This window comes from Herbaspirillum sp. Her2 (genome assembly GCF_057961375.1).
In genome coordinates this window covers 5,556,209-5,581,756 of record NZ_CM176331.1, presented here as the reverse complement: position 1 = coordinate 5,581,756, position 25,548 = coordinate 5,556,209, and the positions used below count along the sequence as shown (strand labels likewise).

The following is a 25,548-nucleotide window of genomic DNA, read 5'->3' as shown; positions in this document are numbered from 1 at the left end:
CGCCGCGCGCCGTTTCCCCGGCGCGCGTCGGCAACATCACAGAACGTCACCCGCAGCACCGCAGGAGTATTCATATGGACCACACCAACCCGCCCGCATCCACCGTCGGCCATTCGCCGGAAAGTTCTCCCCTGGGCAAGAGCTCGGAATATCCGACGCATTACGATCCGAGCCTGCTGTTCCCGATTCCGCGCGCGCCCAAGCGCGCCGAATTGCAGATCAGCGGCACCCTGCCCTTCTTCGGCGTGGACCTGTGGACGGCCTATGAAATCTCCTGGCTGAACCTGCGCGGCAAACCCCAGATCGCCATCGCCACCTTCATGGTGCCGGCCGATTCGCCCAACATCATCGAGTCGAAGTCCTTCAAGCTGTACTTGAATTCCTTCAATCAGGAGCGTCTGGAAAGCGCCGACCAGTTGATCGACAAGATGCGCACCGACCTCTCGGCCGCCGCCGGTGCCAGCGTGCAGGTGACGTTGACCGAATCCTCGCAGTTCGGGCAGATGCAGTATGGTGAACTCTCGGGCCTGCTGCTGGACCGGCTCGATGTGGAAATCGAACCGGCCACCGGCGCGGCCCATCCCGACGGCAGCCTGCTGCGTGCCAATACCGACGAAACCACGGTGGAAGAAACCCTGGTGTCGCACCTGCTCAAGTCCAACTGCCCGGTGACCAGCCAGCCCGACTGGGGCAGCGTGCAGATCCAGTACGTGGGCGCGCCCATCGACCAGGAACGGCTGCTGAAGTACATCATCGGCTTCCGCGAACACAATGAATTCCACGAGCAATGCGTGGAACGCATCTTCACCGACATCCTGCGCCACTGCAAACCGCAGAAGCTGGCGGTCTACGCTCGCTACACGCGGCGCGGCGGACTGGACATCAATCCCTGGCGCAGCAATTTCTCCAGCGCCAAGCCGCCTTCGCAACTGCGCAACGCGCGCCAGTAAGCGTCGACAATTCATCCCTGCAGGCTGTTCTCCGTGGTGCCAACACCACGGAGTGTCAGCAAATTGTTACAAAATCTTGCGACCAGCGGTGTCGTTGTCCCGTGGGGACAGCCATGGCCGCCATGATTTGGTAACATCTTGCGCTTCAGCAAGATCCACCTAGCGGGATATTTTTGCCACGATGGCAGTCCACACAAGCTGTGGATGAGCTGGCCGGCGACTCGCCTTTTGCCTGTTCCTCGGTCACCGAGCCGCCTGCACATCCCCTCGCTTACCCACTTGCCATCGCGTTTTTTTGCTTTTCCCTTCAATAACAACCATGAAAACCACCACCCAGCTCCGGTGCCAGGCCGAAACCTTCACTTTTGGCGCGATATTGCGCAAAGCCGCCCTCGTCTCTGCCGCCACCTTGGCCCTGGCCCCTGCCGCCCACGCCGAAGACAACCAGTACAGCCTCTGGCAGCAAACCAAGGACCACGCCTCCAGGATCTGGAACCAGGGCGATGACGCCATCTACCTGTCCGGCGTGGCGCACCACGGCCGCAGCACCTACAGCCGCGACAAACTCAATGAACTCAACGAACATGCCTGGGGTGCCGGTTACGGCAAGACCCTGCGCAACGAGCAGGGCAATGATGAATCCCTGTACGGCTTCGTGATCAAGGATTCGCACCGCCATCCGCAGTACATGGCCGGCTATGCCTATGAATGGGTATTCCCGATCGCCAAGACCGGGCTGGAACTGGGCCTGGGCGGCACGGCCATGCTGATGAGCCGCCAGGATTACTTCAACAGCATCCCCTTCCCGGTACCGCTGCCGCTGGCCTCCATCGGTACGCAGAAGGCCAAGATCATGTTCGCCTACGTGCCGCGCCTGTCGGCCAACAAGAACAATGGCGACGTGCTGCTGATCTTCGGCCGCATCGAGATGTAATGCTCTTCAGCCCGCCGGTGCATGCCGGCGGGTCTGCTTTGCGGCATTCGTCCGGGCCGATGTGACCGGGCAACAGATGAGCCGCCCTTTCCTGCCGCGCTTTTTTCCAGACATCGTCACACATCATCGCCAACCATCACGGCGTGATATCCCTTGCGGCAACTTGTTGCCAACGATCATCGATCTTTCGTATGAAACTCGTGGCAATTCGGGGTTTTCTGCCCGAAATCCCCTCCTGTTCAGCGCTTTCAAAGCCCTCCGGCATCGGCAAAGAAGCCTATAATCCTGCTCAAAGCTTCAGTCCGTAGCAATTCCTTGAGCGTCATGACTAATCTCGCAAAAATCCTGTCTCCAGAAAACGTGGTTCTGGATCTGGAAGTGTCCAGCAAAAAAAGAGCTTTCGAACAAGCCGGCCTGACCTTCGAAAACAACAGCGGCATCGCGCGCTCCACCGTTTCCGAAAACCTGTTCGCACGAGAGCGTCTGGGTTCGACCGGACTGGGGCATGGCGTGGCCGTGCCGCACGGCCGCATCAAGGGCCTGAAGGCGCCGCTGGCGCTGTTCATGCGCCTGGCCGCACCGATTCCCTTCGAGTCGCCCGATGGTCAACCGGTCAAGCTGCTGGTGTTCCTGCTCATTCCCGACAACGTGACACAGCAGCATCTGGAAATCCTCTCGGAAATCGCCGAGATGTTTTCCGACGATGCCTTCCGCAATGAACTCACCGTCGAGTCCGACCCTGCCGTGGTGCATGCCCGCATCGTGACCTGGCAGACCTCGATGGAAAAAGCCGGCTGAGGCCGGCACAATCAGGCTGCACCAAGCCGGCGGCAATTCCGCACCCTATTCTGTGAGCAGATCCGGATCTCCATGCCCAATTATTCCGCGTTGTCGATTCAGCAGCTGTACGAAGAAAACCGTGAATCCCTGCAACTGGGCTGGTTCGCCGGCTTCCCCGGCGGCGAGCGCCTGATCTCGGGCGATGCCGTCTCGGCCTCCGACCAGGTCGGCCACCTGAACCTGATCCACCCCGGCCGCCTGCAGGTCTTCGGCCATCAGGAAATCGAGTACTACAACCGCCTCTCCAACACTTCGCGCGCCTACCAGACCGCCGAACTGGTGGCCGGCGAGCCTCCTGCGTTCATCATCGCGCAGGGCCTGTCGACCCCGCCCGATATCCTGGCGGTGTGCGATGAAAAGAACATCCCGCTGTTTTCCACGCCGCTGCCGGCCGCGCAGGTGATCGATTATCTGCGCGTGTATCTCTCCAAGAAACTGGCCCAGCAGATCACCATGCACGGCGTGTTCATGGACGTGCTGGGCGTGGGCGTGTTGATCACCGGTGAATCGGGACTGGGCAAGAGCGAACTGGGTCTTGAACTGATCTCGCGCAGCCACGGCCTGGTGGCCGATGACGCGGTGGAGTTCGCGCGCATCGCGCCCAACATGATCGAGGGCCGCTGCCCGCCGCTGTTGGCCAACCTGCTGGAAGTGCGCGGCTTGGGTCTGCTGGACATCAAGGCCATCTTTGGCGAGACCGCCGTGCGCCGCAAGATGCGCCTGAAGCTCATCGTCCACCTGGTCCGCCGCAGCACGCTGGAAGAAAACTACGAACGCCTGCCGCTGGATGCGCAATATGAAGAAGTGCTGGGCCTGCCGATCCGCAAGGTGGTCATTCCCGTGGCGGCCGGCCGCAACATCGCGGTGCTGCTGGAAGCCGCCGTGCGCAACACCATCCTGCAACTGCGCGGCATCGATACCCTCAAGGAATTCATCGAACGCCAGCGGCGCGCCATGAACGGCGAATAAGCCGGACAAGCCGGACGCAATTTTCCCGCTCGTCGGGAAAACTTTCGGTGGCGCGTTGGCCTACCCGTGCCGCCACGCAGGCACGGGTGATGCGTTATGATTCCGCCATGCGAATCGTTCTGATCACCGGCATTTCCGGCTCCGGCAAATCGGTAGCACTTCACGTGCTGGAAGACGCCGGCTATTTCTGCGTCGACAATCTCCCGCCCTCCCTGCTGTGCGACCTGGTGCAGACCCGCATCAAGGAAGGTGCAAGCATGCTGGCCGTGGCCACCGATGCCCGCAGTGCCGATTCACTGGCCACGCTGCGCACCGACATCGAGCAGTTGCGCGCCGATGGCCATGACGTCAAGGTGTTCTTCCTGACCGCCTCCGACGAAACCCTCATCACCCGCTTCTCCGAGACGCGCCGCAGCCATCCGCTGTCGCACCGCCTGCTGCCGGGCCGCCCGACCTCATCGGACCGCCTGACCCTGACCGAGTGCATCGCACTGGAAAAGGAGATGCTGGGCGACCTGCAGGACATCGGCCTGGTCATGGATACCTCGCAGCTCAGCTCCAACAAGCTGCGCCGCTGGATCAAGGACCTGGTGGATCTGGAACGCTCGCCGCTGACCCTGCTCATCGAATCCTTCGGCTTCAAGCACGGCCTGCCGCTGGATGCCGACCTGGTGTTCGACGTGCGCATGCTGCCCAATCCGCACTATGACGCCGAACTGCGCCCGCTGACCGGACGCGATGCACCGGTGATCGAGTTCCTGGTGGCCTATCCGGAAGTGGCCGAGATGTACAACGACATCCGCGGCTTCGTCGAAAAGTGGCTGCCCTCCTTCAAGAACGACAACCGCAGCTATCTCACCGTGGCCATCGGCTGCACCGGTGGCCAGCATCGTTCAGTCTATCTGGCTGAGCAACTGGCCAGCCATTTCCGCGCCACTGAACAGGTGGTGTGCAGGCATCGCCAGCTGAACTGACAGGTGCGCGCTTCCGAAGTGTCAGGTGCGGGGACTTGAAGTGTCAGGTGTGAGACCCGCAACTGTCAGGTGAACTGTTCAGGCACTGGCCAGCAGATCGTCCGCCCGCAAGACCCCCAGCAAGAGTTTCTTGACCGGTGCCGGCAAGGGCGCATCGGCCAGCTTGCGCGCCGGATACCACACCAGCCCGCCTTCGGCGATGCGATGGCTACGGCTCTTCAGGGCAACCTGGAACGGTGCCACATGCAGCTTGAAGTGCGTGAAGACGTGCGAGAACGGTTGCAGCTTGCGGCATCCATCCAGTTCGCCATAGGGTGCCACCAGGGTGCGAACGGCAATGTCGAAGTGCTCGGCATTGCCCACGCCGATTTCCGGCAGGGACAGCAGGCCGCCCCAGATGCCGCTGTCGGGGCGCTGCTCCAGCAGCACATCCTCGCCCTGGGTGATGACCAGCATCACCGTTTCCTTTTCCGGCACGGCTTTCTTCGGTTTGCTCACCGGCAGTTCGGCCACGCGATCCTCGGCCAGCGCCACGCAGCGTCCGGCCAGCGGACAGCGTGTGCAAGCCGGCTTGCCGCGCACGCACAGCGTCGCGCCCAGGTCCATCAGGCCTTGGGTGTAGGACTCGATATCCTCTTCCGGGAGCAGGGCCACCGCGCGCAGCCACAGCTGGTCTTCGACCGGCTTGGCACCGGGATAGCCATCCACTCCGAACACGCGCGCAAAGACGCGCTTGACGTTGCCGTCGAGGATGGCCGCGCGGCGTCCATAGGAAAAGGCGGCGATGGCAGCTGCAGTTGAACGCCCGATGCCGGGCAGGTCGGCCAGCAGCGCCGGATCGTCCGGGAAGCGGCCACCGTATTCAGCCACCACCCGCTGCGCACACTTGTGCAGGTTGCGCGCGCGCGTGTAGTAACCCAGGCCGCTCCACAGCGCCATCACGTCCTCAGAGGGGGCGGCGGCCAGCGCGAAGACATCCGGACAGCGCTCCAGGAAGCGCTGGTAATACGGAATCACGGCAGCAACCTGCGTCTGCTGCAGCATGATCTCGGAGAGCCACACGCGATAGGCATCGCGCGTGTTCTGCCAAGGCAGCTTGTGACGGCCATGCTGCTTCTGCCAGGCGATGACCTCCGCCGAAAAGGAGGGATCTTCATACTGCGCGCCCGCGTTCTCGGCGGTGGACGCCTTCTTGCGGCGCGATTCGACAAGTCCCTTCATTTCTGGCAGCTCACGCAGTAGAAGGTGGAGCGCTGGCCCTGCTTGATCTGGCGGATCGGTGCCGCGCAGATGCGGCAGGGCTCGCCGGTACGGTTGTAGACGAAATAATTCTGCTGGAAGTAACCCGACTGACCGTTGACTGCAATGAAGTCGCGCAGCGTGCTGCCACCCTGCTCGATGGCGGCGGCCAGCGTCTCGCGGATGGCTTCGGCCAGGCGCTCATAGCGCGCCAGACTGATCTTGTACGCCGGGGTCTTGGGATTGATGCGGGCCTTGAACAGGCTTTCCGACGCATAGATGTTGCCGACCCCGACCACGATGTCGCCCGCCAGCAGCACCTGCTTGATGGGGGCGCTGCGGCCACGCGTCTGGTTGAACAGCTCGCGCGCGCTGAACTTGTCTTCCAGCGGCTCCAGGCCCAGGCTGCGCAACAGCAGGTGCTCTTCGATGTCGCCGTCGCTGAGGTCATGCCACAGGATGGCACCGAAGCGGCGCGGGTCGGTCATGCGCATGACCTGGCCGCCGACTTCTAGGTCGAAGTGGTCGTGCTTCTGTGGGGTGATGCCCGGCGGCAGGATGCGCAGGTGGCCGGACATGCCCAGGTGCACGATGAGCGTGCCATGGTCGAAATGGATCAGCAGATATTTGCCGCGTCGCCCGGTGCTGCGGATCACGCGCCCGGCCAGGAGCGCATGCAAGCCCTCGGGGAAAGGCCAGCGCAGGCCGGTGTGGCGCAGCACGACGCCGCTGACGGTGCGCCCTTCCAAATGGGGCGCGACCCCGCGGCGGGTGACTTCGACTTCTGGTAATTCAGGCATGGGCTTGCGGATCGCGGTGATCCGGGAGGACGAGCAGGAAGCTGCATATGATAATGCACTTGCTGAAATCAAGACCTGAAGCCGCGTGTGCAACCTCGGGACAGAAGCTTGTCAAAGATGGATTACACTGCGTTATCCGTAGCATCGTCAGTCTCAATGCCGTCAGCAACGCCACGGTTGTTGCGCGTAAAATCGAACCTCTCCGAATCGTCAGGATGACATCTTGAAAAAAACCATCGCCCTCCTCACCAGTTCCCTGCTGCTGACTGCCTGCGCGAGCTTCCAGCAGCCCGGCGACAAGGCGAACGCCCAGGCGGCCACTGACCAGAAGACGGCTTCCTCCAAGCCGGCCAACCGCAAGAAAGCCCCCAAGGCCAAGGTCCAGCAGCAGGAAGACGCGCTGCCGGCCATGGAGCTGAGCGAGGACATCCTTTACAAAGTGCTGACAGCCGAGATCGCCTTCCAGCGCGGCCAATGGCAATCGGCCTACGTGACCATGCTGGCCGCCGCCCAGCAGACGCGTGACCCGCGCCTGGCCAAGCGCGCCGCCGAGATGGCCGTGGCCGCGCGCCAGGCCGGCGAAGCGCTGGTGGCGGTACGCCTGTGGACCGAACTGGCACCGCATTCGGATGAAGCCCTGCAGAATTATCTGGGCCTGATCATGCTCTCGGACAGCGTCGACGAAATCGAACCGCTGCTCACCCAGCGCCTGGCCGATGCCGCCCCGCAGGCGCGCGGACCGATGCTGCTGCAGATCCAGCGTCTGCTGGCGCGGGCCAAGGACAAGCAGGCCAGCTATACCATCCTGCAAAACATCAGCAAGCCTTATGGCGATCTGATGGAAACCCATCTGGCCCTGGCCCAGGGTGCCTTCGGCATGGGCGATGGCGCCACCGCCCAGCGCGAAGCCGCCGCGGCCATGAAGATCAAGCCCGATTCGGAACTGGCCGTGCTCACCGCCGCCCAGGTTGCCTCCAACAACAAGGATGCGACCAAGCTGGTGACCGATTTCCTGCGCAAGTATCCGGATGCGCGTGAAGTACGCGTGGCCTATGCCCGCAGCCTGGTCGAGCAGAAGGACTTCAAGCTGGCCCGCACCCAGTTCGAGACCCTGCTGAAGGAAGACGGCGAAGACGCCACCACCCTCTTCGCGCTGGGCGTACTGTCGGCCCAGACCGACCAGTTGAAGGATGCCGAATACTATCTGCAGCGCTACCTGCAGGTGCTCTCGGCCCAGCCCGAGGAAGACCGCGATCCCAGCCAGGCCCTGCTGCTGCTCTCGCGCATCGCCGAGGAGCGCCGCGATCTGGATTCGGCCCTGCGCTATCTCGATCAGGCTGAGCCCGGCACCGAAGGCTATCTGAACATCCAGGTCCGCCGCGCCCAATTGCTGGCCCGCAAGAACGACATCGAAGGCGCGCGCAAGGCGCTGGAAGATGCGCAAGCCGAATCGACCAACGATGGCGAGCAGCTGCAATTGCTGCTGGCCGAATCGAGCCTGCTGCGCGATGCCAACCGCAACCAGGAAGCGGCCGACGTGCTCAAGGGCGGCCTGCAGCGCTTCCCCAACAATACCGACCTGCTCTACGACTACTCCATGGTCCTGGAAAAGCTGGGCAAGTTCGACGAGATGGAAAAGTCGCTGCGCCGCGTGATGCAGCTGGCACCGGGCAACCAGCACGCGTACAACGCGCTGGGCTATTCGCTGGCCGATCGCAACATCCGCCTGCCGGAAGCGCTGGAACTGATCCAGAAGGCGGCCGACCTGGCCCCGGAAGATCCTTTCATTGCAGACAGCCTGGGCTGGGTGCTGTTCCGCATGGGCCGCGCCGAACAGGCCGAAACCCAGATGCGCCGCGCCTATGGCCTGCGCCCCGATGTGGAGATCGGCGTGCACCTGGGCGAAGTCCTGTGGACCAATGGCAAGCAGGACGAAGCCCGCAAGGTCTGGCGCGAAGTGAGCCTCAAGGAACCCAACAATGAAGTCCTGAAAAGCACGCTGTCGCGTCTCAATGTGAAGTTATGAGCAAAACACGCGCTTTCCCGGGGGCTGCTGCCCTCTGCCTGGCCGCTCTGCTCGGCGGTTGCGCCACGGTGTCGCAGGATGCCGTGGCACCGGACGCCACCGCACCGGCTTACCAGTCCAGCATCGAGATCGATGGCCGCATCTCGGTGCAGTACGAGCAGGATGACCGTCCGCAATCGCTGCATGGCAGCTTCTTCTGGAAGCAGACTGCGCAGGAGCTGAACCTGGAGATGTTCTCGCCCTTGGGCCAGACGGTGGCCACAATCAACGTCAAGCCCGGCATCGCCACGCTGGTGCAGTCAGGCCGCGCACCGCAAGTGGCGGCCGATGTGGATGCCCTGGCTGCGCAATCGCTGGGCTGGCCGCTGCCGGTCTCGGGCATGCGCCAGTGGCTGCAGGGCAGCGGCATCGATGCCAGCGGCAAGCCCTTCGTGGCCAAGGCTGGCGAGAACGATGCCAGCTTCACCACCCGCGATGGCTGGCGCGTGACCTATGCCAACTGGGAGAGCGATGCCGCCAGCGGCCAGACGCGCCCCAAACGCATCGACCTCACCCGCAGCACGACGCAGGCCGGCAAGGTGGCGATCCGCATCGCCATCGATGGCTGGAAGAAGCCTTGATGGAATGCCTGATGGCAGAACCTGCACCGCGTTTGATCCACAACTGAAGAATTCGTACTGCGCATGACCACCACCCTCACCGCCTGCCCGGCGCCGGCCAAGCTCAACCTGTTCCTGCACGTGACCGGCCGCCGCCCGGATGGCTATCACCTGCTGCAATCGGCCTTCCAGTTGATCGACCGCTGCGACACGCTCGATTTCAGCCTGCGCGAGGACGGGCGGATCCGCCGTACCAATGAGGTCCCCGGCGTGCCTGAGGCATCGGACCTGGTGATCCGTGCCGCGCACCTGCTGCGCGAGGCCAGCGGCCGGCCGCAACCGGGTGCCGACATCACCGTGCACAAGCTGCTGCCGATGGGCGGCGGGGTCGGTGGCGGCTCCTCCGATGCAGCAACGACATTATTGGTCTTGAATCATTTATGGAAATGCGGATACAATCGCGCCTCTCTGATGGAGATGGGCCTGAAGCTGGGTGCTGATGTTCCCTTCTTCCTGTTCGGCCGCAATGCATTCGCCGAAGGTGTGGGTGAAGAATTGTCGGCACTGCGTACCGCAGATTGCTGGTATGTGGTGATCGAACCGGGCGTATCTGTTCCAACTTCAATAATTTTTTCATCAAAGTTGTTGACAAGGGATACGAAACCAATCAGAATAACGGACTTTCCTGATGCGACGAAACAAGTTGCTTCCAGCTTCGGGAAAAACGATCTGGAAATGGTGGCAACCGCACATTTCCCCGAAGTGGCAGCAGCAGTCGAGTGGCTGGGCAAATTCGGGAGTGCGAGGATGACCGGATCTGGCGCTTGTGTGTTTAGTGCATTCGAACACGAACATCAGGCAGACGAAGTGCTCAAGCAATTGCCTTCGCGCTGGATCGGCTGGAAAGCCAAAGCGATGCAGGAACATCCTCTCGCCCATTTAGTGCAGTCGTAATAGAGAATTAGAGAATTGGTTTGACGAAGACGCAGCGCCTGAAGATGAGCGCGCCGGCACGGCAAACAGCAAGTTGCGTAGGGGAATCGCCAAGCTGGTTAAGGCACCGGATTTTGATTCCGGCATTCCAAGGTTCGAATCCTTGTTCCCCTGCCATTTAATTCGGACAGGCCTTGTTTGATCAGGCCCGGGTCCAGTCAGAAAAATAAGCCGTCAATGTGAGACCGAACAAGTCAAGCATTGTCGGCTTTTCGACTTTTTAACGATTGCATTCAGGGATACCCACATGGCACTTGAGAACCTGATGGTTTTTACGGGCAACGCCAACCCCGAACTGGCGCGCGGCGTCGCTGAGAAACTCGGTATCCCGCTGGGCAAGGCCAATGTTTCGAAGTTCTCCGACGGCGAAGTGATGGTCGAGATCAATGAAAACGTTCGCGGCAAGGACGTCTTCGTGCTGCAGTCCACCTGCGCACCGACCAATGACAACCTGATGGAAATCATGATCATGGTCGATGCCCTGAAGCGCGCATCGGCTGGTCGCATCACCGCCGCCATCCCCTACTTCGGCTATGCCCGCCAGGACCGCCGCCCGCGTTCGGCGCGTGTGGCCATCTCGGCCAAGGTCGTGGCCAACATGCTGCAGGAAGCCGGCGTCGAGCGCGTCCTGATCATGGATCTGCACGCAGACCAGATCCAGGGCTTCTTCGATATCCCGGTGGACAACATCTACGCTTCGCCGATTCTGCTGGGCGACCTGGTCAACAAGAACTACGACGACCTGCTGGTCGTGTCGCCCGACGTCGGCGGCGTGGTGCGCGCCCGTGCGCTGGCCAAGCGCCTGAATTGTGACCTGGCCATCATCGACAAGCGCCGTCCGAAGGCCAACGTCTCCGAAGTGATGAACATCATCGGTGAGGTCGAAGGCCGCAACTGCGTCATCATGGATGACATGGTCGATACCGCCGGCACCCTGACCAAGGCCGCTGAAGTGTTGAAGGAACGTGGTGCCAAGAAGGTCGTGGCTTACTGTACGCACCCGGTGCTGTCGGGTCCGGCCATCGATCGCATCGCCAATTCGCCGCTGGATGAACTGGTCGTCACCGACACCATTCCGCTGTCGCCTGCTGCACGCGGCTGCCCGAAGGTACGTCAGCTGACCTGCGCCGACCTGCTGGCCGAGACCTTCAAGCGCATCACCAAGGGTGACTCGGTGATGTCGCTGTTTGCTGAATAAGATTTTGCATTCGCCTCGCTGCGGTTTTTCGCAGCGAGGTTTTTTCGTATTCCCTGGTCGCGGGGAATATTTATCTCACGGGGCAACCGTCCATGGAATGATTCCACGACGAGCCCCGCCAACATTGGAGTTATCACATGAAAGTCATCGCCTTTCCGCGTAATGAACAGGGCACCGGAGCGAGCCGCCGCCTGCGTCGCGCGGGTCAAACCCCGGGTATCGTCTACGGTGGCACCGCTGCCCCGCTGAACATCGCTGTTGACCACAACGCGCTGTACCACGCCCTGAAGAAGGAAACCTTCCACTCGTCCATCCTGGATCTGGAAATCGACGGCAAGGTCGAGCAAGTGCTGCTGCGTGACTTCCAAGTCCACGCGTTCAAGCAACTGGTCCTGCACGTTGACTTCCAACGCGTGGATGCTTCCCAGAAGCTGCACACCAAGGTGCCCCTGCACTTCGTGAACGCCGAGATCTCGCCTGCCGTCAAGCTGCACGCCGGCATCATCAGCCACGTGGCTGCTGAACTGGACGTGGCCTGCCTGCCGAAGAACCTGCCTGAGTTCATCGAAGTCGACCTGGCCAAGCTGGACGTCGGTCAATCGATCCACCTGGCTGACCTGAAGCTGCCCAACGGCGTGACCGCCGTGACCCAGGAAAACCTGACCATCGCCACCGCCACCGTGCCGGCTGGTCAAGTGGCCGCTGAAGGTGAAGCTGCTGGCGGCGCTGAAGAAGCCAAGTAATTCGCTTTTTCCGCTGCAAGAAAAAACCCGCCAATTTGCGTTGGCGGGTTTTTTTTCGTCTGGCGTGATGGCGACGGGCATCGTCGCATCAAATCAGCGGCCCTTCAGGGTGAGCCATGCCTGGCGCTGACGCAGCACTGCCACTGGCTTGGCCAGCGGCTTGAGCGTGACCTGCAGTGCGGTATCGGACTTGAGCCTGAGACTGAACTCCATGAGCTCATCACGGCGGAAGGCGTGGATGCGCACGGTGTCATTGAAACGATAGCGCGCCAGCAGACCATCGGGGCCCGCAGCCGGTACGCGCAGGCCATCAATGGCGACCAGTTTGTCGCCGGCCGAGAGACCCGCCTGCATCGCCGGGCCGCCCTCATAGACGGCGGCCAGCTTGGCATCGCCGCCTTCCTTGCCGATGCGCGCACCGAGCCATGGCTTGGCGTCGGCCGGTACGCTGGCCTCATAGGCCACACCGAAGGCGGGCAGCAGATCGACCAGCGGCACGTCCTCGGTACCACGGATGTGACGGTCATGGAAACGCTTGAGATCAGCGCCGCTCAACTCTTCCATGATGGCCAGGATCTCGTCTTCCGGCACGCCCTGCTGCTTGCCGTCGTAGAAGTCGCGGCCATAGCGTGTCCACAGCCCGCGCATCACGTCATCCAGCGAACGGCGGCCACGGGTCTGGGTGCGGATGGTCAGGTCCAGCCCCAGCGCCACCAGCGAGCCCTTGGTGTAGTAGCTGACGATGGCATTGCTGGCGTTTTCATCTTGGCGGTAATACTTCACCCAGGCATCGAAGCTGGACTCGGCCACGCTCTGCTTCTTGCGGCCGGTGCCGCGCAGGACGCCCGTGACCGTCTTGCCGACCAGCTTGAGGTAATTGTCCAGATCGATGACCCCGGTACGGACCAGGAACAGGTCATCGTAATAACTGGTAAAGCCCTCGAAGAGCCACAGCAGCGAGGTGTAATTTTCCTGACGCAAATCGTAGGGCGCGAACACCGCCGGCTTGATGCGTTTGACGTTCCAGGTGTGGAAATACTCATGGCTGCACAAGCCCAGGTAAGTGCGGTAGCCATCGGTCTGTTCCGGCTTGCCCTTGACCGGCAGGTCGGCCCGCGAGCAGATCAGCGCAGTCGATGCACGGTGCTCCAGACCACCGTAGCCGTCACCCACGGCCAGCGTCATGAAGACATAGCGATCCATGGGGGCACGCTTGCTGCGCGGCTCGAAGAAGGCGATCTGCGCCTCGCAGATCTTCTTCAAGTCATCGCACAGGCGTGCCAGGTCGAGATTGGGCACGCGGCCCGTGATGACCACATCGTGTGGCACGCCATGCGCCTGGAAAGTGGCCAGGGCAAAGTCGCCGATCTCTACCGGATGATCAATCAGCGCATCGTAGTTCGGTGCAACGTAAGTCCCGAAACCATAGCGCCTGGCCTTGAGTTCCGGCATGGCCGTGGCCACGCGCCAGCGCTTGAAGTCATCCCCTTCCGGGCGAACGATGTCCACCACGTGCTCACCCTCCTCGAAACCATGCGCGGCCAGGAAGACGCTGGTGCCATTGAAGAAGCCATGCGTGCGGTCCAGGTGGGCCGTGCGCACCGACAGGTCCCAGGCATACACCTGATAGTGCAGCGTGAGCGCACCCTTGCAGGGGGCGGCTTGCCAGGTGTGCTTGTCCAGTTTCTTCACTGCCACCTTGCGGCCATTGGATTCGCCACGCAGCTGCACGATGTTCTTGCCGAATTCACGAATCATGTAGCTCCCCGGAATCCAGGCAGGCAGCGAGAAGACCTGGCCGTCAGCGGCCGGGCTATCCACGGTGACGCTGACGTCGTAGAGATGGGAGGCAGGATCGAGGGAAGTGATGCGGTAGCGGATCGGAGTTGCCATTGCGATGTGCGTAGGGATGGTGCCGGCAGGCGGCGATGGGCCATTTTACACGCGCGGCCAAAGGGCATGGGGCTTGGGGCGCAGGCATGGCACGAAACTCATGACGAAAAAAAACCGGACCGGCTTGCGCCGATCCGGGTCCAGGGTCAAACGAAAAATGCAGAAAACTGCGTACTGCTTGATACTTTTTAAATCATATAAATCATTCAGCGTTCAGTACGAGGCGACCAATCAGCGCGGCAGCAGCGAAGAACCCATCAGGAATTCATCCACCGCACGTGCGCACTGGCGGCCTTCGCGGATCGCCCACACCACCAGCGACTGACCACGGCGCATGTCGCCCGCAGCAAAGACCTTGTCCACCGAGGTCTTGTAGCAGCCTTCGCCATCGGTCGTGGCCTTGGCATTGCCGCGCGCATCCTTCTCGACGCCGAAGGCATCCAGCACCTGCTGCACCGGCGAGACGAAGCCCATGGCCAGCAGCACCAGGTCAGCCTTGATCTCGAATTCCGAATCGGGCACTTCGACCATCTTGCCGTCCTTGAACTCGACGCGCGCCGCGATCAGCTTCTCGACCTTGCCGCCCTTGCCTTCCAGGCGCTTGGTGGTCACCGCGAAATCACGTGCGCAACCTTCTTCGTGCGAGGAAGAGGTACGCAGCTTGATCGGCCAGTAGGGCCAGACCAGCGGCTTGTTTTCGGATTCCGGCGGTTGCGGCATCAGTTCGAACTGGGTCACCGAAGCCGCACCGTGACGGTTGGAGGTACCGACGCAGTCAGAGCCGGTGTCGCCACCGCCGATGACGACCACGTTCTTGCCGGTGGCCATGATCTGGCTCTTGAGCTTGTCGCCGGCATTGACCTTGTTCTGCAACGGCAGGAAGTCCATGGCGAAATGCACGCCCTTCAGTTCGCGGCCCGGCACCGGCAGGTCACGCGGGGATTCCGCACCACCAGCGATGACGACGGCGTCGAATTCCTTCTTCAGCTCTTCGGGGGTGACGCTTTCCTTGGACCAGTTGTTGACGCTCTCGGGGAATTCCTTGCCGACGAACACGCCGGTACGGAAGCTCACGCCTTCGGCCTTCATCTGTTCGACGCGCAGGTCGATGTGCGACTTTTCCATCTTGAAGTCGGGGATGCCATAACGCAGCAGGCCGCCGACGCGATCATTCTTTTCAAAGACGGTCACGTCGTGACCGGCGCGCGCCAGCTGCTGGGCAGCGGCCAGGCCGGCAGGACCGGAGCCGACCACAGCGACCTTCTTGCCGGTCTTGACCGCAGCAGGTTGCGGCACGACCCAGCCGTTTTCCCAGCCCTTGTCGATGATGAAGTGCTCGATCGACTTGATGCCTACGGCGTCATTGTTGATGCCCAGGGTGCAGGCGGCTTCGCAGGGTGCCGGGCAGATGCGGCCGGTGAACTCGGGGAAGTTGTTGGTCTGGTGCAGGGTGTCCAGGGCTTCCTTGTAGTTGCCGCGATAGACCAGGTCATTCCAGTCGGGAATGATGTTGTTGACCGGGCAGCCGTTGTTGCAGAAGGGGATGCCGCAGTCCATGCAACGCGCGCCCTGGATCTTGGCGTCAGCGTCGCTCAGGTGCAGGACGAATTCCTTGTAATGCTTGGTACGCGCGGCAGGTGCCTCGCTGGCCTCTTTCAGGCGCTGGTACTCCATGAAACCGGTTGCTTTTCCCATTTTCCTCTCACATTCTCGCTAAGGATGCGGCGGGCGGCGCTCTTCACTTTTCGCGCCACGCCCGCCGGCGTGCTTGATTGATTAGTCCGATTGATGCCTGGCTGAAAATCAGGCAGCGACCTTTTCCTTCTTCGTTTCGGCAGCGGCGGCCAGTTCGGCCAGCGCACGCTTGTACTCGGTCGGGAACACCTTGACGAACTTGGCGCGCGACGCCGCCCAGTTATCCAGCAGGTAGCGCGCACGCGTGCTGCCGGTGTACTTGAAGTGGCGTTCAATCAAGCCGCGCAGGATGGCTTCGTCGGTCTGGCGCTCGCCACCGCGCAGCAGGCTGTGCCAGATGTCGCGGCCCAGGGTCTGCTCCTGCTCGGTGTCGGACAGGACCTTCTCCAGGCTGACCATCGAGGTATTGCACTTGCCGGCGAAATCGCCTTCCGGGTCATACACATAGGCGATACCACCCGACATGCCCGCTGCGAAGTTGCGGCCGGTGTTGCCCAGCACCACTACGGTGCCGCCGGTCATGTATTCGCAACCGTGGTCGCCGGTGCCTTCCACCACTGCAGTGGCTCCGGAGTTGCGCACGGCGAAACGCTCGCCGGCCACGCCGTTGATGAAGGCTTCACCGCTGATGGCACCGTACAGGACGGTATTGCCGGAGATCATGTTGTCCACCGCACGGCCACGGAACTCGGTGTTGGGACGCACGATGATGCGGCCACCCGACAAGCCCTTGCCGACGTAGTCGTTGCCTTCGCCAACCAGGTCCAGGGTCACGCCCTTGGCCAGGAAGGCGCCAGCGGACTGGCCTGCGGTACCTTGCAGCTGGATGTGGATGGTGTCGTCCGGCAGGCCTTCATCGCCGTAACGCTTGGCCACTTCACCCGAGAGCATGGCGCCGACGGTACGGTTGAGGTTCTTGATCGGGGAGATGAACGAAACCTTCTCGCCCTTCTCCAGCGCGATCTTGGCTTGCGCGATCAGCTTGTGGTCCAGTGCCTTGTCCAGGCCGTGGTCTTGCACGTCGGTGTGGTACACCGGCAGGTTCGACTCGGGCTGGTGGAAGATGCGGCTGAAGTCCAGGCCCTTGGCCTTCCAGTGCGCGATGGCCTTGGAACGGTCCAGCAGGTCAGCGCGGCCGATCAGTTCGTCGAACTTGCGGATGCCCAGCTGGGCCATGATCTGGCGCGCTTCTTCAGCGATGAAGAAGAAGAAGTTGACCACGTGTTCCGGCTTGCCGGAGAACTTGGCGCGCAGCACCGGATCTTGCGTAGCGACGCCCACCGGGCAGGTGTTGAGGTGGCACTTGCGCATCATGATGCAGCCTTCGACCACCAGCGGTGCGGTGGCGAAACCGAATTCGTCCGCGCCCAGCATGGCGCCAATGACGACGTCACGACCGGTCTTCATCTGGCCGTCAGCCTGCACGCGGATGCGGTTGCGCAGGCCGTTCAGGACCAGGGTCTGCTGGGTTTCAGCCAGGCCCAGTTCCCACGGGGAACCGGCGTGCTTGATCGAGGACAGCGGCGAAGCACCGGTACCGCCATCGTGACCGGCGATGACCACGTGATCCGACTTGGCCTTGGCCACACCGGCAGCAACGGTACCGACACCCACTTCGGAGACCAGCTTGACCGAGATGGAAGCGCGCGGGTTGACGTTCTTCAGGTCGTGGATCAGTTGGGCCAGATCCTCGATGGAGTAGATGTCATGGTGCGGCGGCGGCGAGATCAGGCCCACGCCCGGCACCGACACGCGCAGCTTGGCGATGTATTCCGAGACCTTGTGGCCGGGCAACTGGCCGCCTTCGCCAGGCTTGGCACCCTGGGCCATCTTGATCTGGATCTGGTCAGCCGAGATCAGGTATTCGGCGGAGACGCCGAAACGGCCCGAGGCCACCTGCTTGATGCGCGAGCGCAGCGAGTCGCCTTCCAGCAGGGGAATGTCGACTTCGATGTGTTCCTTGCCGATTTCGGACGCCAGGGTCGCACCTTGCTTGATGGGGATGCCCTTCAGCTCGTTGCGATAACGGTTGACGTCCTCGCCACCTTCACCGGTGTTGGACTTGCCGCCGATGCGGTTCATCGCGATGGCCAGCGTGGCGTGGGCTTCGGTCGAGATCGAGCCCAGCGACATGGCACCGGTGGCGAAGCGCTTGACGATTTCCTTGGCCGGTTCCACTTCATCGATCGAGATCGCCTTGGACGGGTCGATCTTGAACTCGAACAGGCCGCGCAGCGTCATGTGGCGCTTGGACTGGTCGTTGATGATCTGGGCGTATTCCTTGTAGGTGTTGTAGCTGTTCGAACGGGTCGAGTGCTGCAGTTTGGCGATCGCGTCCGGGGTCCACATGTGCTCTTCGCCACGGATGCGGAAGGCGTATTCGCCACCGGCGTCCAGAGCGTTGGCCAGCACCGGGTCGGCGCTGAAGGCGGCGGTGTGCAGGCGCAGCGCTTCTTCGGCCACTTCGAACACGCCGATGCCTTCGACGTTGGACGCGGTGCCCTTGAAGTACTTGTCCACCAGCGCCTTCGACAGGCCGATGGCTTCGAAGATCTGCGCGCCGCAGTAGGACATGTAGGTCGAGATGCCCATCTTGGACATGACCTTCAGCAGGCCCTTGCCGACCGCCTTCTGGAAGTTGTAGATGGCCTTCTCAGGCGACAGGTCGCCCGGCAGACCCTTGGCCAGATCGGCCAGGGTGTCCATGGCCAGGTACGGGTGGATCGCTTCGGCGCCATAGCCTGCCAGCAGGGCGAAGTGGTGCGTTTCGCGGGCCGAACCGGTTTCCACCACCAGGCCGGTGGAGGTGCGCAGACCCTTGCTGACCAGGTGCTGGTGGATAGCCGAGGTGGCCAGCAGTGCCGGGATCGGCAGCTGGTCGGCATCGACCTTGCGGTCCGAGATGATCAGGATGTTGTGGCCCGACTTGACCGCATCCACGGCCTTGGCGCACAGCGAAGCCAGGCGCGCTTCGATGCCTTCCTTGCCCCAGGCGACGGGGTAGCAGATGTTCAGTTCGTAGGACTTGAACTTGCCGCCGCTGTGCGCGCTGATGTTGCGCAGCTTGGCGATGTCGTCATAGTCCAGCACCGGCTGCGACACTTCCAGGCGCATCGGCGGGTTGATGTTGTTGGTGTCCAGCAGGTTGGGCTTGGGGCCGATGAAGGACACCAGCGACATGACCAGCGCTTCGCGGATCGGATCGATCGGCGGGTTGGTCACCTGCGCGAACAGCTGGCGGAAGTAGTTGTACAGCGGCTTGTTCTTGTTGGACATGACCGCCAGCGGCGAGTCATTGCCCATGGAGCCGATGGCTTCCTCGCCACCGCTGGCCATGGGGGCCATCAGGAACTTGACGTCTTCCTGGGTGTAGCCGAAGACCTGCTGCAGGTCCAAGAGCTTCAGGGACGAGGACGGCTGGCGCGGCTCTTCCTTCAACTCGTCCAGCTTGACGCGTACCGAGTTGATCCACTGCTTGTAGGGCTTGGCGTTGGCGTAGGTGTCCTTCAGTTCCTTGTCGTCGATGATGCGGCCGGCATCCAGGTCGATCAGGAACATCTTGCCCGGCTGCAGGCGCCACTTCTGGATGATCTTGGACTCGGGAATGGGCAGCACGCCGGATTCGGAAGCCATCACCACCAGGTCGTCATCGGTGACGATGTAGCGCGCCGGACGCAGGCCGTTGCGGTCCAGCGTGCCGCCGATGTGGCGGCCGTCGGTGAAGGCCAGCGCAGCGGGGCCGTCCCACGGTTCCATCATGGCGGCGTGGTATTCGTAGAAGGCGCGGCGGTTGTCGTCCATCGAGGTGTGGTTTTCCCAGGCTTCGGGGACCATCATCATCATCGCCTGCGGCAGCGGATAGCCGGCCATGACCAGCAGTTCCAGCGCGTTGTCGAAGCTGGCGGTATCGGACTGGCCTTCATAGATCAGCGGGAACAGCTTCTTGAGGTCCGACCCCAGCACGGCCGACTGCATCACGCCTTCGCGGGCGCGCATCCAGTTGAAGTTGCCCTTGACGGTGTTGATTTCACCGTTGTGGGCGATCAGGCGGTACGGGTGGGCCAGCGGCCATTCCGGGAAAGTGTTGGTGGAGAAGCGCTGGTGCACCAGGGCCAGCGCGGAGACACAGCGCTCGTCCTGCAGGTCCTTGTAGTACACGCCGACCTGGTCGGCCAGCAGCAGGCCCTTGTAGACCACGGTGCGGGCCGACATCGAGGGCACGAAGAATTCCTTGCCGTGCAGCAGGTTCAGGGCCTGGATGGCGTGGCCGGAGGACTTGCGGATCACGTACAGCTTGCGTTCCAGCGCGTCGGTGACCATCACGTCGGGGCCGCGGCCGATGAAGATCTGGCGGATCACCGGCTCTTTTTCGCGTACGGTCGGCGACATCGGCATGTCGCGGTCCACCGGCACATCGCGCCAGCCCAGCACGATCTGGCCTTCGGCCAGCACCGCGCGTTCGATTTCCTGTTCACAGGCAATGCGGGAGGCGTTTTCCTTCGGCAGGAAGACCATGCCCACGCCGTATTCACCGGGCGGCGGCAGGTCCACGCCCTGCTTGGCCATCTCTTCACGGTAATACTGGTCGGGGATCTGGATCAGGATACCGGCACCGTCACCCATCAACGGGTCGGCACCGACAGCACCCCGGTGATCCAGGTTCTTCAGGATGAGCAAACCCTGGTCAACGATGGAATGGGTTTTCTTGCCCTTGATGTGGGCGATGAAACCGACGCCACAGGCGTCATGTTCATTTGCTGGGTCGTAAAGGCCTTGCGCGTGCATAACGGTACTCCACCACATTGACAGTAAGGATTTGAAGAATAGTGCACTGCACCCAATAGTTCAATGAAAATAATTAGGGTCTGAGTGTAATTAAAATCCCCAAGATTTTCAGGATTTTTTTAATGGGGACACAGTGAAGCAATGCAGATTCAAGTCCTTGATTAAAAGGACTTATTTTTGAAAGCTTACGATTCTTGCCGGACGGACACTTCATCCGCCTCGCCCGCAATGCGAACGATGGCGGGACGGCCACGCTTGGCCGGACTGACGCGCCGATGGGTCTGGCGCTCCAGCCCCTGCTTGAAATCTTCCGAACCCAGCGCCCAACCCTTGAGCGTGGCATCGGTGATGCGCTCCACTTCGGCGCGCGCCAGTCCTTCTTCGGTGAGCTGGCGATAAGCGATCTCACGATCGAAGGGAGTGTTGCCAATCGACCAATATTGAGGATGGTCGGTGATCAGCCCATCCTGCTTGGCTCCGATGTGATGCATGTAGCTGGACCACGGATAATCCCCCGGGCTGGCCACCAGGCCATTGCGCACCGGGTTGAGCTCGATGTATCGGCAGATGGCCAGCAGGTAGAGCTCGGGGTCGATGACGGTGGCCCGGTAACGCCCCTGCCACAGCGTGCCGCTGCGTCCATGCTTCTGGTTGAAATACGGGACGTAGTGACGTCCGATCCATTGCATCATCCGTGCCAGGCCTTGATCGTCGGCCGGCGTAGCCAGCAGGTGCAGGTGATCCGGCATGAGCACATAGGCATGGACGGCCACCTTGAATTGCCTTGCAGCCTCCTTGAGCCAGCCGAGGAAGGCCAGATGGTCATCAGCATCACGGAAGATGGACAGACCGTCATGGCCACGCTGGATGATGTGGTGCGGCTGGTGCGGAACGACGAGTCGGGGAAGGCGGGCCATGGCAGACGCTGCAAACCGGTTGAGTGGAGCAGACATTCTAATGCACTCCGTCCCCAATAAACGCGCGATGCCGAATTTGCATCGCTTTATCCAATTCGTTCACTCGCGCATAAAAAAACCGGCCAGATCGCTCCAGCCGGTCAAGCCCCACGTTGAATTGTTCACATCTCCATCAAAGCCGCTTATACCGCCGTGGTTTCCTTGTCCTTGCCCTTGGTCAGGACCAGGCTGGCGATGATGGAGATCACCAGGATGGCACCGACGATGGACAGCGAGACCAGCACCGGCACGTGGAACCAGTAGGACGCCAGCATCTTGCCACCCACGAACAGCAGCACCAGCGCCAGGCCATACTTGAGCAGGTGGAAGCGCTCTGCCGAATCAGCCAGCAGGAAGTACAGCGCACGCAGACCCATGATGGCGAACATGTTCGAGGTGAAGACGATGAACGGATCCTTGGTGATGGCGAAGATCGCCGGGATGCTGTCCACCGCGAAAATCACGTCGGAAATCTCGATCAGCAGCAGCACCAGCATCAGCGGGGTGAAATAGCGCACGCCATTGATGCGGGTGGTGAAGTTTTCGCCGTCATAGTTGTCACTGATCTTCATATGGCCGCGCAGCCAGCGCAGCAGCGGGTTGTCACCCAGATCAGCTTCCTTGTCGGCAAAGATCAGCATCTTGATGCCAGTGAACACCAGGAAGGCACCGAACACGTACAGGATCCAGCTGAACTGCGCGATCATCCAGGCACCCAGCAAAATCATCACGGCCCGCATGACGATGGCACCGATGACGCCGTACAGCAGCACGCGGCGCTGCATTTCAGGCGGCACGGCGAAGTAGCTGAAGATCATCAGGAACACGAAGATGTTGTCGACCGACAGCGCCTTCTCGATCAGGTAACCGGAGAGGAACTCGGCGCCCTTCTGGTTGGCGAACTCGCGGCCGACGTTGGCATCGAGGTACCACCACATCAGGCCGGCGAACAGGAAGGCCAGCGACACCCATACCACCGACCAGCTCAACGCCTCCCTGGGCGACACCCGGTGGGCGTTGCGGCCACCCAGGGCAAACATGTCCACGGCCAGCATCCCCAGCACGAAGACGATGAAACCTATCCACATGGGCAGGCTTGCGAAACTCTCTACACCGTTCACGTCATACCTCTCTTCTTGTTCACCCGCCGGCGGCGGGCTCGGTTATCGGTTTTGGTAAAAAATCTTCAATCGAAGTCGAAGATTTCACCCAGGAAGCCTTTTTTCTTGCGCTTGTATTCATATCCATGGCCACTGCGACCATAGCGGGCATCGTACCCGCCCTGCGGGGGCATCGGTGGCGTGTGCGGCGCAGGCGGCATGTGCGTCCGCGCTGCCTGTACCGGAGCAGGGGCGCTCACCTGGCTGGCGGCCGAGCGTTCGATGAGCTTGTCCAGCTCGCCGCGATCCAGCCACACACCCCGACATTGGGGGCAATAATCGATCTCGATGCCCTGACGTTCCGAGATCAGCAGGTTGTGCACTGTGCAAACGGGACATTTCATCAGGCTTCTCCTTCATTCAGCGTTGGCAACGATACCCGGCACGGCGACAACTCCCCACCGCACCTGACAAGGCGCTACTGTAGGCCAAACCAGACTGAATGAAAATTCGAATATTTTGAGATAATACTTCGGAAAAACCGAAGTATTACAATCGCCCCGCAACCAGGAAGCAATCCATGGCCAGCCTCAACTACAAGCATCTCCACTATTTCTGGACGGTCGCCAAGACCGGCGGCGTGGCGCGCGCCAGCGAGCGGCTGCACCTGACCGCGCAGACCATCAGTGGCCAGATCAGCCTGTTCGAGGAATCCCTGGGCTACAAGCTCTTCAAGCGCGTGGGCCGGCGGTTGGAACTCAATGATGAAGGCCGCATGGTGTTCGATTACGCCGAACGCATCTTCAGCCTCGGCGAGGAGCTGGAAGAAGCCCTGCGCCTGCGCCCCGGCGGACGCACGCTGCAACTGCGCGTGGGCGTGGCCGATGCCGTGCCCAAGGCGATTGCCTACCTGCTGCTGGAAAGCGCACTGGCGATGCAGGACCCGATCCGCATCATCTGCCGCGAAGGCAAGCTGGACGTACTGCTGGCCGACCTGGCCATCCACAAGCTGGACATCATCATCGCCGACAGCCCGATGCCGCCCAATGTGGACGTGCGCGGCTACCACCACCTGCTGGGCGAATGCGATACCAGCTTCTTTGCCACGCCCGAACTGGCCAGGCGCTATCGCAAGGGCTTTCCGCAGAGCCTCGATGCCGCGCCCTTCCTGATGCCAGGGGAAGATGCGGCGGTGCGTCCGCGCCTGCTGCGCTGGTTCGAGAAGGAAGGCATCCGCCCACAGATCACAGGGGAATTCGACGATGGAGCCCTGCTGCTGGCCTTCGGCGACGCCGGCGCGGGCATCTTTGCGGCCCCCACGGCGATTGCCGGGCAGATCCGCAAGCAATATGGACTGGTGGAGATCGGCAAGGCCGACGCCATCCGCGAGCAGTTCTATGCGATCTCGGTCGAACGCAGGCTGAGCCATCCCGCCGTGCTGGCGATCCAGACGGCGGCGCGTGGCAACCTCATCGTGGGCAGCACGCCACCCCGGCCCGACGGCAAGACCGGGACCCGGTGATGAGACCGGCGGGCACAAACATGCAGGATGCGGAAAAAAACGAAAATATATGCACCTTGGTACATATCCCTTGCACACATGTGGCAAACTGACTCGTCATACCAGTGCAGTCGTAAATGACGGGAAATGCAGGGCTGAAAATGGGATGAAAAAACGCGGTACAAAGGAAAAACCCCACGGCCCTTGCGAGTCGTGGGGCAAATCCCATTCTCGGGGGGGGGAGAATGGAGGGGGAACTTCAATATAGGGAAATAGCCGAGCTGTCGCAGCCGTTTTTACAAATGGTTACACCCTCTTCATATGCTGCAACCGCAAACATATTTGTGGCGTGGAGGTTCATATCAAAACAATCCGGTATGAGTCCAATATATCAAAGACTTGCCACAAGTAAAGAGCGCAAGGCCAGCAGTGAAGCCGAGCTGCGTTCCCGCCGGCTGATCAGGAAGGTGGTCACGCGGCCATCGCGGCCCAGCGAATGGGTGGCAAATCCGTGGGGTTCCATCTGCATCGCGATCACCGAACGCGGCACCACCGCCACCCCGGCACCTGCCGCCACGCAGGCCAAGATGGCGTGATAGGAGGCCAGTTCCAGCGTGCGTACCGGCACCCCGCCCTTGCCTTGGCCGGCGAACCAGCTTTCTGCATGGCGGCGGTAGGCGCAGCCCTGCTCGAAGACGATCAGGGTATCCAGCATCACATCCTCGGGCGAGCGCACCCTGCGATGGCTGCGCGGCGTCACCAGCAGCAGTTCTTCCTTGTACAGCGGTGTCGCGGACAGGGCGCCATCCTCGATGGGCCCGGCCACCAGCGCCGCATCCAGCTTGCCGGCGCGCACCCCGGCGATCAGTACATCGGTCGGGCCGGTCGACAGTTCCAGCCGCACTTCGGGCCAGCGCTGGTGGAATTCGGCCAAGGGGGCCGGCAAGCGGCTGGCGGCGGCGCTTTCCATGGAGCCGATGCGCAGGCGGCCACGCGGATTCTGCGGCGACACCACCTCGCGCGCCTCCTGCACCAGGTCGAGGATGCGCTCGGCGTAATCCAGCAGGGCTTCGCCCGAGGCAGTGAGTACCAGCCGCTTGCGGTCGCGCACGAACAGCGGCACGCCGATGGATTGCTCCAGCTGCTTGATGCGCGTGGTGACATTGGACTGCACCCGGTTGAGCCGCTCGGCGGCGCGGGTCACGCCGCCTTCGGCGACGACGGTGCGGAAGATTTCCAGTTCGGCCAGTTCCATGGCTGCTCCAGTGGATGTTCTCGAATCAAGATGAAGTCATCCCGATTATTCATTTTTTGGAATGACTGAAAGACGATAGCATAGACCCCTGTTCACCT

Annotated in this window: 20 protein-coding genes and 1 tRNA gene; 12 read left to right on the top strand and 9 right to left on the bottom strand. The window is 61.7% G+C overall.

The features are described from left to right. Positions 1-74 precede the first annotated feature (74 nt). From queF to rapZ, 5 genes are all read left to right on the top strand, one after another. Positions 75-950, top strand: a complete 876-nt coding sequence (gene queF, locus ACWHXP_RS25330) for an NADPH-dependent 7-cyano-7-deazaguanine reductase QueF (RefSeq protein WP_489634763.1) — start codon at positions 75-77, stop codon at positions 948-950. 319 nt (positions 951-1,269) lie between these two features. Further along, positions 1,270-1,884 (top strand): hypothetical protein, encoded by a 615-nt coding sequence (locus tag ACWHXP_RS25325; RefSeq protein ID WP_134223329.1) that lies wholly within the window; start codon positions 1,270-1,272, stop codon positions 1,882-1,884. A gap of 324 nt (positions 1,885-2,208) precedes the next feature. Further along, the gene (locus ACWHXP_RS25320; RefSeq protein ID WP_034330862.1) at positions 2,209-2,682 is read left to right on the top strand and encodes a PTS sugar transporter subunit IIA; all 474 of its coding nucleotides are present in this window, start codon (positions 2,209-2,211) and stop codon (positions 2,680-2,682) included. A 72-nt stretch (positions 2,683-2,754) separates the two neighbouring features. Next, positions 2,755-3,693 (top strand): HPr(Ser) kinase/phosphatase, encoded by a 939-nt coding sequence (gene hprK / locus ACWHXP_RS25315; RefSeq protein ID WP_034330851.1) that lies wholly within the window; start codon positions 2,755-2,757, stop codon positions 3,691-3,693. A 107-nt stretch (positions 3,694-3,800) separates the two neighbouring features. Next, positions 3,801-4,667: an RNase adapter RapZ gene (gene rapZ / locus ACWHXP_RS25310; RefSeq protein WP_034330860.1), complete on the top strand. Its 867-nt coding sequence runs from the start codon at positions 3,801-3,803 to the stop codon at positions 4,665-4,667. A 78-nt stretch (positions 4,668-4,745) separates the two neighbouring features. Here rapZ and mutY read toward each other — a convergent pair whose 3' ends face one another. Further along, on the bottom strand, positions 4,746-5,888 hold the full coding sequence (gene mutY / locus ACWHXP_RS25305) for an A/G-specific adenine glycosylase (protein ID WP_489623783.1): 1,143 nt from the start codon (positions 5,886-5,888) through the stop codon (positions 4,746-4,748). Beyond that, positions 5,885-6,706: a bifunctional DNA-formamidopyrimidine glycosylase/DNA-(apurinic or apyrimidinic site) lyase gene (gene mutM, locus ACWHXP_RS25300; RefSeq protein ID WP_209584681.1), complete on the bottom strand. Its 822-nt coding sequence runs from the start codon at positions 6,704-6,706 to the stop codon at positions 5,885-5,887. Before mutM ends, mutY begins: the two co-directional genes overlap by 4 nt. Positions 6,707-6,929: 223 nt before the next feature. On the opposite strand from mutM, the gene ACWHXP_RS25295 reads away from it, so the two are divergent. From ACWHXP_RS25295 to ACWHXP_RS25270, 6 genes are all read left to right on the top strand, one after another. Then, positions 6,930-8,732 (top strand): tetratricopeptide repeat protein, encoded by a 1,803-nt coding sequence (locus ACWHXP_RS25295; RefSeq protein ID WP_121045829.1) that lies wholly within the window; start codon positions 6,930-6,932, stop codon positions 8,730-8,732. Continuing rightward, the gene (gene lolB / locus ACWHXP_RS25290; protein WP_204727083.1) at positions 8,729-9,352 is read left to right on the top strand and encodes a lipoprotein insertase outer membrane protein LolB; all 624 of its coding nucleotides are present in this window, start codon (positions 8,729-8,731) and stop codon (positions 9,350-9,352) included. Before ACWHXP_RS25295 ends, lolB begins: the two co-directional genes overlap by 4 nt. A 63-nt stretch (positions 9,353-9,415) precedes the next feature. Then, positions 9,416-10,285 carry a 4-(cytidine 5'-diphospho)-2-C-methyl-D-erythritol kinase gene (ispE, locus tag ACWHXP_RS25285; RefSeq protein ID WP_489634764.1) on the top strand — a complete coding sequence of 290 codons (870 nt, stop codon included), beginning with the start codon at positions 9,416-9,418 and terminating at the stop codon, positions 10,283-10,285. 79 nt (positions 10,286-10,364) lie between these two features. Continuing rightward, positions 10,365-10,441, top strand: a tRNA-Gln gene (locus tag ACWHXP_RS25280). Between the two features lie 130 nt (positions 10,442-10,571). Further along, entirely contained in the window at positions 10,572-11,522 is a 951-nt protein-coding gene (locus tag ACWHXP_RS25275) for a ribose-phosphate pyrophosphokinase (protein WP_008332043.1), read from the top strand. 137 nt (positions 11,523-11,659) lie between these two features. Then, positions 11,660-12,265 (top strand): 50S ribosomal protein L25/general stress protein Ctc, encoded by a 606-nt coding sequence (locus tag ACWHXP_RS25270; protein ID WP_489634765.1) that lies wholly within the window; start codon positions 11,660-11,662, stop codon positions 12,263-12,265. A 93-nt stretch (positions 12,266-12,358) separates the two neighbouring features. On the opposite strand, the gene ACWHXP_RS25265 is transcribed toward ACWHXP_RS25270, so the two are convergent. The 6 genes from ACWHXP_RS25265 to ACWHXP_RS25240 all read right to left on the bottom strand — a co-directional run bounded on the left by ACWHXP_RS25265 (position 12,359) and on the right by ACWHXP_RS25240 (position 23,098). Then, positions 12,359-14,158 (bottom strand): M61 family metallopeptidase, encoded by a 1,800-nt coding sequence (locus ACWHXP_RS25265; RefSeq protein WP_489634766.1) that lies wholly within the window; start codon positions 14,156-14,158, stop codon positions 12,359-12,361. 231 nt (positions 14,159-14,389) lie between these two features. Beyond that, entirely contained in the window at positions 14,390-15,853 is a 1,464-nt protein-coding gene (locus ACWHXP_RS25260; RefSeq protein ID WP_134223336.1) for a glutamate synthase subunit beta, read from the bottom strand. Between the two features lie 108 nt (positions 15,854-15,961). After that, positions 15,962-20,638 (bottom strand): glutamate synthase-related protein, encoded by a 4,677-nt coding sequence (locus tag ACWHXP_RS25255; protein WP_039784111.1) that lies wholly within the window; start codon positions 20,636-20,638, stop codon positions 15,962-15,964. Positions 20,639-20,823: 185 nt separating this feature from the next. Further along, the gene (locus ACWHXP_RS25250) at positions 20,824-21,555 is read right to left on the bottom strand and encodes an REP-associated tyrosine transposase (protein ID WP_489623786.1); all 732 of its coding nucleotides are present in this window, start codon (positions 21,553-21,555) and stop codon (positions 20,824-20,826) included. 182 nt (positions 21,556-21,737) lie between these two features. Then, positions 21,738-22,715 (bottom strand): TerC family protein, encoded by a 978-nt coding sequence (locus ACWHXP_RS25245; RefSeq protein WP_489634767.1) that lies wholly within the window; start codon positions 22,713-22,715, stop codon positions 21,738-21,740. A 65-nt stretch (positions 22,716-22,780) separates the two neighbouring features. Further along, complete coding sequence (locus ACWHXP_RS25240; RefSeq protein WP_121045821.1) at positions 22,781-23,098, bottom strand: TFIIB-type zinc ribbon-containing protein; 318 nt, start codon at positions 23,096-23,098, stop codon at positions 22,781-22,783. 176 nt (positions 23,099-23,274) lie between these two features. Here ACWHXP_RS25240 and nhaR point away from each other — a divergent pair, with 176 nt between their 5' ends. Then, positions 23,275-24,216, top strand: a complete 942-nt coding sequence (gene nhaR / locus ACWHXP_RS25235; RefSeq protein ID WP_489623788.1) for a transcriptional activator NhaR — start codon at positions 23,275-23,277, stop codon at positions 24,214-24,216. A gap of 370 nt (positions 24,217-24,586) precedes the next feature. Here nhaR and ACWHXP_RS25230 read toward each other — a convergent pair whose 3' ends face one another. Continuing rightward, complete coding sequence (locus ACWHXP_RS25230) at positions 24,587-25,450, bottom strand: LysR substrate-binding domain-containing protein (RefSeq protein ID WP_121045819.1); 864 nt, start codon at positions 25,448-25,450, stop codon at positions 24,587-24,589. Between the last annotated feature and the right edge of the window lie 98 nt (positions 25,451-25,548).

Coding starts and splice junctions, on each gene's coding strand:
- ACWHXP_RS25325 (WP_134223329.1), top strand. CDS start 1,270: ATGAAAACCACCACCCAGCTCCGGTGCCAGGCCGAAACCTTCACTTTT.
- mutY (WP_489623783.1), bottom strand. CDS start 5,888: ATGAAGGGACTTGTCGAATCGCGCCGCAAGAAGGCGTCCACCGCCGAG.
- ACWHXP_RS25255 (WP_039784111.1), bottom strand. CDS start 20,638: ATGCACGCGCAAGGCCTTTACGACCCAGCAAATGAACATGACGCCTGT.
- ACWHXP_RS25270 (WP_489634765.1), top strand. CDS start 11,660: ATGAAAGTCATCGCCTTTCCGCGTAATGAACAGGGCACCGGAGCGAGC.
- lolB (WP_204727083.1), top strand. CDS start 8,729: ATGAGCAAAACACGCGCTTTCCCGGGGGCTGCTGCCCTCTGCCTGGCC.
- ACWHXP_RS25320 (WP_034330862.1), top strand. CDS start 2,209: ATGACTAATCTCGCAAAAATCCTGTCTCCAGAAAACGTGGTTCTGGAT.
- rapZ (WP_034330860.1), top strand. CDS start 3,801: ATGCGAATCGTTCTGATCACCGGCATTTCCGGCTCCGGCAAATCGGTA.
- queF (WP_489634763.1), top strand. CDS start 75: ATGGACCACACCAACCCGCCCGCATCCACCGTCGGCCATTCGCCGGAA.
- ACWHXP_RS25260 (WP_134223336.1), bottom strand. CDS start 15,853: ATGGGAAAAGCAACCGGTTTCATGGAGTACCAGCGCCTGAAAGAGGCC.
- ispE (WP_489634764.1), top strand. CDS start 9,416: ATGACCACCACCCTCACCGCCTGCCCGGCGCCGGCCAAGCTCAACCTG.
- ACWHXP_RS25250 (WP_489623786.1), bottom strand. CDS start 21,555: ATGGCCCGCCTTCCCCGACTCGTCGTTCCGCACCAGCCGCACCACATC.
- hprK (WP_034330851.1), top strand. CDS start 2,755: ATGCCCAATTATTCCGCGTTGTCGATTCAGCAGCTGTACGAAGAAAAC.
- nhaR (WP_489623788.1), top strand. CDS start 23,275: ATGGCCAGCCTCAACTACAAGCATCTCCACTATTTCTGGACGGTCGCC.
- ACWHXP_RS25230 (WP_121045819.1), bottom strand. CDS start 25,450: ATGGAACTGGCCGAACTGGAAATCTTCCGCACCGTCGTCGCCGAAGGC.
- ACWHXP_RS25275 (WP_008332043.1), top strand. CDS start 10,572: ATGGCACTTGAGAACCTGATGGTTTTTACGGGCAACGCCAACCCCGAA.
- ACWHXP_RS25265 (WP_489634766.1), bottom strand. CDS start 14,158: ATGGCAACTCCGATCCGCTACCGCATCACTTCCCTCGATCCTGCCTCC.
- ACWHXP_RS25240 (WP_121045821.1), bottom strand. CDS start 23,098: ATGAAATGTCCCGTTTGCACAGTGCACAACCTGCTGATCTCGGAACGT.
- mutM (WP_209584681.1), bottom strand. CDS start 6,706: ATGCCTGAATTACCAGAAGTCGAAGTCACCCGCCGCGGGGTCGCGCCC.